Annotated in this window: 1 rRNA gene; it reads right to left on the bottom strand. The window is 52.3% G+C overall.

Features of this window, described 5'->3' with window-relative positions:
- Positions 1-32 precede the first annotated feature (32 nt).
- Positions 33-2,934: ribosomal RNA gene (locus KHQ26_RS04200) — 23S ribosomal RNA — on the bottom strand.
- Positions 2,935-3,045 lie beyond the last annotated feature (111 nt).

Genomic DNA, 3,045 nt, shown 5'->3' with positions numbered 1-3,045 from the left:
TCTCAAATCCGCCAAAACATCTTCGGCGTTGTAAGGTTAAGCCTCACGGTTCATTAGTACCGGTTAGCTCAACGCATCGCTGCGCTTACACACCCGGCCTATCAACGTCATCGTCTTTAACGTTCCTTCAGGAGACTTAAAGTCTCAGGGAGAACTCATCTCGGGGCAAGTTTCGTGCTTAGATGCTTTCAGCACTTATCTCTTCCGCATTTAGCTACCGGGCAGTGCCATTGGCATGACAACCCGAACACCAGTGATGCGTCCACTCCGGTCCTCTCGTACTAGGAGCAGCCCCCCTCAATTCTCCAGCGCCCACGGCAGATAGGGACCGAACTGTCTCACGACGTTCTAAACCCAGCTCGCGTACCACTTTAAATGGCGAACAGCCATACCCTTGGGACCTACTTCAGCCCCAGGATGTGATGAGCCGACATCGAGGTGCCAAACACCGCCGTCGATATGAACTCTTGGGCGGTATCAGCCTGTTATCCCCGGAGTACCTTTTATCCGTTGAGCGATGGCCCTTCCATTCAGAACCACCGGATCACTATGACCTGCTTTCGCACCTGCTCGCGCCGTCACGCTCGCAGTCAAGCTAGCTTATGCCATTGCACTAACCTCCTGATGTCCGACCAGGATTAGCTAACCTTCGTGCTCCTCCGTTACGCTTTGGGAGGAGACCGCCCCAGTCAAACTACCCACCAGACACTGTCCGCAACCCCGGTAAGGGGCCAACGTTAGAACATCAAACATTAAAGGGTGGTATTTCAAGGTTGGCTCCACGCAGACTGGCGTCCACGCTTCAAAGCCTCCCACCTATCCTACACATCAAGGCTCAATGTTCAGTGTCAAGCTATAGTAAAGGTTCACGGGGTCTTTCCGTCTTGCCGCGGGTACACTGCATCTTCACAGCGAGTTCAATTTCACTGAGTCTCGGGTGGAGACAGCCTGGCCATCATTACGCCATTCGTGCAGGTCGGAACTTACCCGACAAGGAATTTCGCTACCTTAGGACCGTTATAGTTACGGCCGCCGTTTACCGGGGCTTCGATCAAGAGCTTCTCCTTACGGATAACCCCATCAATTAACCTTCCGGCACCGGGCAGGCGTCACACCGTATACGTCCACTTTCGTGTTTGCACAGTGCTGTGTTTTTAATAAACAGTTGCAGCCAGCTGGTATCTTCGACTGGTCTCAGCTCCATCCGCAGGGACTTCACCTACACACCAGCGTGCCTTCTCCCGAAGTTACGGCACCATTTTGCCTAGTTCCTTCACCCGAGTTCTCTCAAGCGCCTTGGTATTCTCTACCTGACCACCTGTGTCGGTTTGGGGTACGATTTGATGTTACCTGATGCTTAGAGGCTTTTCCTGGAAGCAGGGCATTTGTTACTTCAGCACCGTAGTGCCTCGTCATCACACCTCAGCCTTGATTATCCGGATTTGCCTGGACAATCAGCCTACATGCTTAAACCGGGACAACCGTCGCCCGGCTAACATAGCCTTCTCCGTCCCCCCTTCGCAGTAACACCAAGTACAGGAATATTAACCTGTTTCCCATCGACTACGCCTTTCGGCCTCGCCTTAGGGGTCGACTCACCCTGCCCCGATTAACGTTGGACAGGAACCCTTGGTCTTCCGGCGAGCGGGCTTTTCACCCGCTTTATCGTTACTTATGTCAGCATTCGCACTTCTGATACCTCCAGCAACCCTCACAGGTCACCTTCGCAGGCTTACAGAACGCTCCCCTACCCAACAACACATAGTGTCGCTGCCGCAGCTTCGGTGCATGGTTTAGCCCCGTTACATCTTCCGCGCAGGCCGACTCGACCAGTGAGCTATTACGCTTTCTTTAAATGATGGCTGCTTCTAAGCCAACATCCTGGCTGTCTGTGCCTTCCCACATCGTTTCCCACTTAACCATGACTTTGGGACCTTAGCTGGCGGTCTGGGTTGTTTCCCTCTTCACGACGGACGTTAGCACCCGCCGTGTGTCTCCCGTGATAACATTCTTCGGTATTCGTAGTTTGCATCGGGTTGGTAAGTCGGGATGACCCCCTAGCCGAAACAGTGCTCTACCCCCGAAGATGAATTCACGAGGCGCTACCTAAATAGCTTTCGGGGAGAACCAGCTATCTCCCGGTTTGATTGGCCTTTCACCCCCAGCCACAAGTCATCCGCTAATTTTTCAACATTAGTCGGTTCGGTCCTCCAGTTAGTGTTACCCAACCTTCAACCTGCCCATGGCTAGATCACCGGGTTTCGGGTCTATACCCTGCAACTTAACGCCCAGTTAAGACTCGGTTTCCCTGCGGCTCCCCTATACGGTTAACCTTGCTACAGAATATAAGTCGCTGACCCATTATACAAAAGGTACGCAGTCACACCCGAAGGTGCTCCCACTGCTTGTACGTACACGGTTTCAGGTTCTTTTTCACTCCCCTCGCCGGGGTTCTTTTCGCCTTTCCCTCACGGTACTGGTTCACTATCGGTCAGTCAGGAGTATTTAGCCTTGGAGGATGGTCCCCCCATATTCAGACAGGATACCACGTGTCCCGCCCTACTCTTCGAGTTCACAACCTGTGCATTTTGGTGTACGGGACTATCACCCTGTACCGTCGGACTTTCCAGACCGTTCCACTAACACACAAGCTGATTCAGACTCTGGGCTGCTCCCCGTTCGCTCGCCGCTACTGGGGGAATCTCGGTTGATTTCTTTTCCTCGGGGTACTTAGATGTTTCAGTTCCCCCGGTTCGCCTCGTTAACCTATGTATTCAGTTAACGATAGTGCAACGAATTGCACTGGGTTTCCCCATTCGGACATCGCCGGTTATAACGGTTCATATCACCTTACCGACGCTTTTCGCAGATTAGCACGTCCTTCATCGCCTCTGACTGCCAGGGCATCCACCGTGTACGCTTAGTCGCTTAACCTCACAACCCGAAGATGTTTCACTTCTGATTGCGAAAATTTGAGAGACTCGAACACACATTAACTGTGTGTCGTTTCAATTTTCAGCTTGATCCAGATTTTTAAAGAGCAAA

The organism is Klebsiella sp. 10 (assembly GCF_018223925.1).
Taxonomy (GTDB): Bacteria; Pseudomonadota; Gammaproteobacteria; order Enterobacterales; family Enterobacteriaceae; genus Klebsiella; species Klebsiella pneumoniae.
This window is presented reverse-complemented; position numbering and strand designations above follow the sequence as displayed.